General features: G+C 69.5%; 8 protein-coding genes. 5 read left to right on the top strand and 3 right to left on the bottom strand.

All coding sequences use genetic code 11. The features are described 5' to 3' along the window. Window positions 1-344: 344 nt before the first annotated feature. Entirely contained in the window at window positions 345-1,247 is a 903-nt protein-coding gene (locus ACFU7D_RS06210) for a sulfite exporter TauE/SafE family protein (RefSeq protein ID WP_378728229.1), read from the top strand. Between the two features lie 131 nt (window positions 1,248-1,378). Next, complete coding sequence (locus ACFU7D_RS06205; RefSeq protein ID WP_378728230.1) at window positions 1,379-1,732, top strand: YciI family protein; 354 nt, start codon at window positions 1,379-1,381, stop codon at window positions 1,730-1,732. A gap of 31 nt (window positions 1,733-1,763) precedes the next feature. Here ACFU7D_RS06205 and ACFU7D_RS06200 read toward each other — a convergent pair whose 3' ends face one another. Continuing rightward, a complete protein-coding gene (locus ACFU7D_RS06200; RefSeq protein ID WP_378728231.1) occupies window positions 1,764-2,693 on the bottom strand; it encodes an Lrp/AsnC family transcriptional regulator in 930 nt (309 codons plus the stop codon). Window positions 2,694-2,886: 193 nt separating this feature from the next. Here ACFU7D_RS06200 and ACFU7D_RS06195 point away from each other — a divergent pair, with 193 nt between their 5' ends. The 3 genes from ACFU7D_RS06195 to speB are packed head-to-tail and all read left to right on the top strand — an operon-like array spanning window position 2,887 to window position 5,849. Further along, entirely contained in the window at window positions 2,887-3,312 is a 426-nt protein-coding gene (locus tag ACFU7D_RS06195) for a nuclear transport factor 2 family protein (protein WP_378864698.1), read from the top strand. Next, on the top strand, window positions 3,309-4,862 hold the full coding sequence (locus tag ACFU7D_RS06190; protein WP_378864696.1) for a purine-cytosine permease family protein: 1,554 nt from the start codon (window positions 3,309-3,311) through the stop codon (window positions 4,860-4,862). Before ACFU7D_RS06195 ends, ACFU7D_RS06190 begins: the two co-directional genes overlap by 4 nt. Before the next feature lie 39 nt (window positions 4,863-4,901). Then, entirely contained in the window at window positions 4,902-5,849 is a 948-nt protein-coding gene (gene speB / locus ACFU7D_RS06185) for an agmatinase (RefSeq protein ID WP_378864694.1), read from the top strand. A gap of 12 nt (window positions 5,850-5,861) precedes the next feature. Here the strand turns inward: speB and ACFU7D_RS06180 are convergent, their stop codons facing one another. Continuing rightward, entirely contained in the window at window positions 5,862-6,845 is a 984-nt protein-coding gene (locus ACFU7D_RS06180; RefSeq protein WP_378728235.1) for a TerC/Alx family metal homeostasis membrane protein, read from the bottom strand. Beyond that, window positions 6,842-7,144: a hypothetical protein gene (locus tag ACFU7D_RS06175; RefSeq protein ID WP_378864692.1), complete on the bottom strand. Its 303-nt coding sequence runs from the start codon at window positions 7,142-7,144 to the stop codon at window positions 6,842-6,844. Before ACFU7D_RS06175 ends, ACFU7D_RS06180 begins: the two co-directional genes overlap by 4 nt. Window positions 7,145-7,215 lie beyond the last annotated feature (71 nt).

Below are 7,215 nucleotides of genomic sequence, written 5' to 3'. Positions count from 1 at the left end.
CGGCCGGCGAAGCCGGCGCCCGAAGGGCGTCCTTGACGCGGCACGTGATCGAGAAACACTCAAAGCAAGGGTCGGCGGCGAACCCTGAAACGAAGAACAGTCGATAAGCGAGCCTCCCCCAACCAGAAGCAACCGTGTTGGTCTCGACACGCCTCCGCCTAGCGGCTCCGGCGGCTCGACCAGCGGAAAACCCCCGGGCGGCTCGACCAGCGGAGAAGCCCAGCGCATCCGACGGCTCGACCCATCCGCCCATCGAGAAGCCCCCAAACACCCCGATGCACTATGTACAGTAAATAGCGTTACATTACTACTTCGCCATTTTCGATCGCACCTAGGAGGTACGCGTGGAGCGGCTTCTCATCTTTGCTCTCGTCGGTCTCGCGGCCCAGGCGGTCGACGGTTCGCTCGGCATGGCGTACGGCGTCACCTCGAGCACCCTGCTGGTAGCGACAGGGGTCGCGCCAGCGGTCGCCTCGGCGTCGGTGCACCTGGCCGAGGTCGGGACGACGTTCGCCTCGGGCGTGTCCCACTGGCGGCTCGGGAACGTCGACTGGAAGGTCGTGGCCAAGATCGCGATCCCGGGCGGCATCGGCGCGTTCGTCGGCGCAACCGTTCTCTCCAGCCTCTCCACCGAGAGTGCCACTCCCTGGGTTTCCGGTCTCCTGCTCGTCCTGGGCCTCTACATCATCGCCCGCTTCGTCTTCGGCAAGCCGCCGGTCTTCATCCCGGGACGTCGCCCGGGGCTCGGTCTGCTCGCGCCGCTCGGTCTCTTCGGTGGCTTCATCGACGCGACCGGTGGTGGCGGCTGGGGTCCGGTGACCACGCCCACCCTGATCTCCAGCGGCACCCTGCATCCGCGCAAGGTGATCGGATCGGTCTCCACCGCCGAGTTCGTCACGACCCTCTCGGCGAGTGTCGGGTTCCTCGTCGGACTGGCCGGGGAGGCGCTCGACTGGCGCGTCATCGGTGGCCTCCTCGTCGGCGGCGTGATCGCCGCCCCGTTCGCCGCCTACCTCGTCAAGCACCTCTCGCTACCCATCCTCGGCGGCCTGGTCGGCAGCATCATCCTGATCACCAACGGACGTACGCTGCTGCGCAACTTCGACGCCGAGTCGGTCGCCGCCTACGGCGCGCTTTTCGCCGTGGCCGCCGTGATCGTCGCCATCGCGGTGCGGAAGTCCCGCGGCACGCCCGCAGGTGCCCCGGAGGGGGAGCCGGCAGCCGAGTCCGAGGCAGCCAACGCCTGACCGCGCACGCATCGGCGCTCGCGCGGCCGGTGGAAAGTTCTTCCGATGTCGATGTCGAAGGAGAACGATGTGGTTCGACGCACATGTGTCGGCCACCGAAAAGCGGTTGGCCCCGAACTGAGGAGCACATCATGCCCCGTTTCATGGGCTTCGTGAGGATGGAAGAGGGAATCGGCCCGGCGCCGGAGGCCCTGTTCAAGGCGATGGACGACTACATCGGCGAGCAGGCGGCGGCTGGACACTTCCTCGACGGCGGCGGTCTCTACGGCAGCGAGGACGCGGTGAACTTCCTGGTGGAGAAGGGCGAGGTCACGCGTGTCGACGGTCCGTACGCCGAGGCCAAGGAGGTCGTCGGTGGCTGGGCGCTGATGCGCTACGACACCCTCGAGGAGGCGATCGCCGGGCAGCGCGAGTTCGCGCAGCTGCACGCGACGTACTGGCCGGATTGCAAGATCGTCGCCACCCTGCGCCAGATCCCCGACTAGGAACCTGCCGGGCTGAAGCTTCGGCGGTTGCTCAGCCGCCGCCGAGGTGCAGGGAGGCGTAGGTCTCCTTGACGAAGCGGAGATGGCTCCAGGTCTCCGCCTCGCGGACGCCGGTGAGCTCGCGGATGTGGTCGAGGACGCCGACGAGGTCGCCGGAGGTGGCGGTGCTGACCGTGAGCAGGGCGTCGTAGCGACCGAGGGTCCGGGCCACGAAGGTCACCGACGGGAGCTCGGCGAGCTGCTCGGCGATCGGGCGGTGGGCGGCGCCGTCGAGTCGGAGGCCGACCCCGGTGGCCGTACGCCGCTCCTGCCCCGAGTGGCGCACGACGGCCCCTACCCGGACGACGTTCCCGTCGAGCAGGCGCACCACCCGGCGACGCGCGCCGGCGGGGGAGAGGCCGACGCTCGCAGCCAGGTCGACGTAGGAGGCACGGCCGTTCGCCTGCAGCGCGCGCAACAGGGCGTAGTCGGTCTCGTCGAGCGAGCCGGCGGCCGGCGCCGGGCCGACCGGGGCGGCGACGTCGCGGATCACCTCGGTGTAGAGCAGGGTCTCGGTGGTGACGATGCCGTCGATCGTCCGCACCTCGGCGAGGGCGTCGTCGATCCGGCCGATGTCCTTCGCCCGCAGCTCGAGGACGAGTGCGTGGTGGCCGCTGGTCATCGAGACCAAGGTGGTGTCCTCGCGCGCCGCGGCCGCCTGGGCGACGTGGGTCGCGGGGCCGTTCACGGTGACCGAGACGTGGGCGAGCACGTCATGGCCGAGGACGGCCGGGTGGACGACACCCCGGACGTCGATGTGCCCCTCGCTCAGCAGCCGCTGGACCCGGGTGGCCGCAGCTGATCGGGAGAGACCGACCTGGTCGGCGATCTCGCGGTGGGTGAGGCGGCCGTCCTTCTCGAGCAGGACGAGGATCGCCTCATCGGTGCCGTCGAGGACGCCGGGCGTGATTTCGTTCGACATTTTTTGGGAGCGTCTCCAAGGTCGGATCGATCCTCCAGGACAGGGATCGACTGCCATTATGACGGATCCTCCGGGTCTTGCAGGCATATCGACAGCTATTACGGCCAGGTTAAGAACGAAACGATTGCGGCACCTCTTGGGATGCTCTTAGAGTGACGCAGATCTCGGCCGACCCACAGACCCAGGAGGCCCGGTGTCCACGATCGCCGCCCCATCAGCCACGCTGACCGAGTCGCAGGTCCACGAGGCCGCCGACCGGCTCGTCGCGGCCTTCGCCGCGACCGACACCGCGGCCTACTTCGCCTGCTTCGCCGCCGAGGCCAGCTTCGTCTTCCACACAGAGCCGCGCCGGCTCGACGACCGCGCTGCCTACCAGCGCCTCTGGGCCGCCTGGGTCGCCGAGGGCTGGCGGGTCGAGTCCTGCCGGAGCAGCGCCCGTCTCGTCCAGGTCCACGGTGACACCGCGGTCTTCAGCCACGACGTCCTCACCACGACCTCGACGAGTGGACCCGCCGAGACCACGCGGGAGCGGGAGACGATCGTCTTCCGTCTCATCGACGGCGACCTTCTCGCCGTGCACGAGCACCTCTCCGCCCACCCGAGCGAGGACGTGAGATGAGCACGCAGGTCCAGCCTCCCAAGGTCACCGAGGTCGAGCAGCACGGCGTCGAGCCGATCCCCGACCCAGAGCGCAGCGCCCGGCCGATCGACCTGTTCCGGCTCACCTTCGGCGGCGCCAACACGATCGCCACCGTGGTGCTCGGCAGCTTCCCGATCCTGTTCGGGCTCTCCTTCGCGCACGGCCTGATGGCCACGCTGCTCGGGCTGCTCCTCGGTGCCGTCGTCCTCGCCCCGATGGCCCTGTTCGGCCCGCGCAACGGCACCAGCAACTCGGTCAGCTCCTCGGCCCACCTCGGCGTCCACGGCCGGATCGTCGGCTCGTTCCTCTCCTTGCTCACCGCGCTCGCGTTCTTCTCGATCTCGGTCTGGAGCTCGGGCGACGTGCTCGTCGGCGGCGCCAACCGCGCGGTAGGGCTGCCGGAGAACGACCTGACCCTGGCACTGGCGTACGGCCTGTTCGCCGTGCTCGTCCTGGTCGTGTGCATCTACGGCTTCCGGTTCATGCTGCTGGTCAACAAGATCGCCGTGATCGCCGCGACCCTGCTCTTCCTGCTCGGCATCGTCGCTTTCGCCGGCGACTTCGACCCCGGCTACGCCGGTGCGTTCGGCGCCGGTTCGGAGGCGTTCGGTGAGCCCGGCTTCTGGGCGGCGTTCGTCGGCTCCGCGCTGATCGTGATGTCCAACCCGGTCAGCTTCGGCGCCTTCCTGGGCGACTGGGCCCGCTACATCCCGCGCGAAACCTCCGGACGGTCCTCGATGGCCGCCGCGTTCCTGGCGCAGATCGCCACCCTCGTACCGTTCTGCTTCGGTCTGGTCACCATGACGATCATCGCCACCCGCGAGCCCGAGATCTTCGCCTCCGGTGCGTACGCCTCCGGCCTGCTCGCGATCGCGCCGGGCTGGTACTTCGTCCCGGTCGCCCTGATCGCCCTGATCGGTGGCATGTCGACCGGCACGACCGCGCTCTACGGCACCGGCCTGGACTTCTCCAGCGTCTTCCCGCGTTTCAACCGCGTCCAGTCCACGGTGCTGATCGGCGTCTTCGCGATCGGGGTCATCTTCATCGGCCGCTTCGTCTTCGACGTGGTCTCCAGCATCTCCACCTTCGCCGTCCTCATCGTCAGCTGCACCGTCCCCTGGATGATGGTGATGATGGTCGGCTGGTACGTCCGGCGCGGCTGGTACGACTCCGATGCTCTCCAGGTCTTCAACCGCCGCCAGCGCGGTGGCCGCTACTGGTTCGCCCACGGCTGGAACTGGCGCGGCCTGGCCGCCTGGCTGGTCGCGGCCGCCGTCGCGCTCACCTTCGTGAACCTGCCCGGCCAGTTCGTCGGTCCGGCCGCCTCGCTGATCCCCGGTGGGGTCGACATCTCGATCCCGCTCGGGATGGGCCTGGCCGCGCTGCTCTACGTGGGACTGCTCTTCGTCTTCCCCGAGCCGCGTGATGCCTACGGGCCCGAAGGCGCTCGTCTGGTCCCGACCGGACCGGCCGCGAACACCCCGGTCACCTCGGTGGAGGGGCCCGCGCCCGCTGCCGTCGTCGGCTGATCCACCCCGCTGCACCGCACCACGCAAGGAGAACCACCCATGCCCGTCGGTCCCCTCGACGCTTCCAAGAACCCCCGCTACGCCGGCTTCGCGACGTTCGCGCGGCTGCCCCGCCTCGACCAGGTGGAGCACGCCGACATCGCGGTCGTCGGGGTCCCGTTCGACACCGGCGTCTCCTACCGGCCGGGTGCCCGCTTCGGCCCCTCGCACGTGCGGGAGTCCTCGCGCCTGCTGCGTCCCTACAACCCGGCGCTGGACGTCTCGCCGTTCGCCTCGGCCCAGGTGGTCGACGCGGGCGACATCGCGGCCAACCCGTTCCACATCGAGGAGGCGCTCGACACCGTCCAGGCCTCCGCGCTCGAGCTCACCGCGGGCGGGACCCGGCTGGTGACGATCGGTGGCGACCACACGATCGCGCTGCCGTTGCTGCGTGCCGCCGCCGAGCGGCACGGCCCGGTCGCGCTGGTGCACTTCGACGCCCACCTGGACACCTGGGACACCTACTTCGGTGCCGAGTACACCCACGGCACCCCGTTCCGGCGGGCTGTGGAGGAGGGCATCCTCGACACCGAGGCGCTGTGCCACGTCGGCACCCGCGGACCCCTCTACGGCAAGAAGGACCTCGAGGACGACCGTCGCTTCGGCTTCGGGATCGTCACCTCCTCCGACGTCTTCCGCCAGGGTGTCGACGAGGTGGTCGAGAAGATCCGGAAGCGGGTCGGCAACCGTCCCGTCTACGTCTCGGTCGACATCGACGTCCTCGACCCCGCCCACGCTCCCGGCACCGGCACCCCCGAGGCCGGCGGGCTCACCTCGCGTGAGCTGCTGGAGATCCTGCGCGGCTTCGTCGGCCTGAACCTGATCGGCGCGGACGTGGTCGAGGTCGCCCCGGCGTACGACCATGCCGAGCTGACCGGTGTCGCGGCATCGCATGTCGCCTACGACCTGATCTCCCTGCTCGCGATGCGCCACGCGGGTCAGGCATGACCGGCCTCGCGGTCAGCGCGCCCCTGCGGTGTCACGACTGCGGCGACGCGTGGCCAGGTGACTGGTGAGGGCGGTCACGGCGAGGACCCCGGCGATCACCGCGAGGGAGGCCGGCGTGGGGATCTCGGGAACCGCCTCCCACCGCTGGTGCGCCCAGTGCAGCCCGAGCTTGACCCCGATGAACGCGAGGATCACCGCAAGCCCCACGTCCAGGTGCACCAGCCTGTTCAGCGCGCCCTGAAGCACGAAGTAGAGGGCCCGCAGCCCGAGCAGCGCGAACGCGTTGGTGACGAACACCAGGAACGGGTCGCCGGTGATGCCGTACACGGCCGGCACCGAGTCGACCGCGAACACGACATCGGTGGTCAGTACGGCCAGCACCACGAGGGCGAACGGTGTGAGCGCCCGCCGGCCATCCACCCGGCCGAGCATCCGCGGACCCTGATAGTCGGGCGTGACCGGGACGAAGCGGCGGGCCAGCCGCACGCTCCGCAACGTGTCGACGTCGACGGTCCCGCCGCCGGTTCCTTTCGCGACGACCTTCACCGCGGTGGCGATCAGGATCAGACCGAAGACCAGGAACGTCCAGTCGAAGGCCGCGAGCGCGACCGCGCCGATCGCGATGAACACCGCCCGCAGGGCCAGTGCGCCGACGATGCCGTACAACAGGACGCGCTGCTGGAGCTCGAGCGGGACGGCGAACGCCGCCAGCAGCAGCATGAACACGAAGAGGTTGTCGACGCTGAGCGACTTCTCCACCAGATAGCCGGTGATGTACTCCAACCCGCGCGTGGAGCCGTAGCGCCACCAGACGAAGAGTCCGAACGCCAGTGGCAGCGCGATGTAGAAGACCGACCAGCGCAGCGCCTCGCGCATCGACACCTCGTGCGGGCGTCGGGTGATCACGAAGTCGAGTGCCAGCAGGACCAGGAGGGCACCGACCGTGACCAGCCACAGGGTGGGCGTCGCGAGCGAGTCGATCGCCCCGGTGCTCACCTAGCGTCCTGATGCCGCCCGGAATCGCTGTGGCCCGGCTTGTGAGGGAGTGCCGGATGGTGGTGATGTTGGTAGGTCCGGGCGAAGTCGTACACCACGAACGCGACCAGTGCGCCACCCCAGATCGCGAGGCCGGCCCAGGCGAAGACCTCGCCCAGCGTGATGGCCTGCGCCTCGGCCGATGCCAGCAGCGACGGGTGCTCGGGCCTGGTCGGTTCGGTGCCGTTCGTGTCGGGCTCGGGCGGCGGCTGAGACTGCCACACACCGAGCACCGAACGGTCCCACAGGGTCATAGACATCGCTGAACCTCCATCGAATAGTCCGACGAAGGTCTTCCTCAGCTGGCGCTCCACGGGCCGGGCGGGAAGCC

The organism is Nocardioides sp. NPDC057577, from assembly GCF_042801335.1.
Classification (GTDB): domain Bacteria; phylum Actinomycetota; class Actinomycetes; order Propionibacteriales; family Nocardioidaceae; genus Nocardioides.
This window is presented reverse-complemented; position numbering and strand designations above follow the sequence as displayed.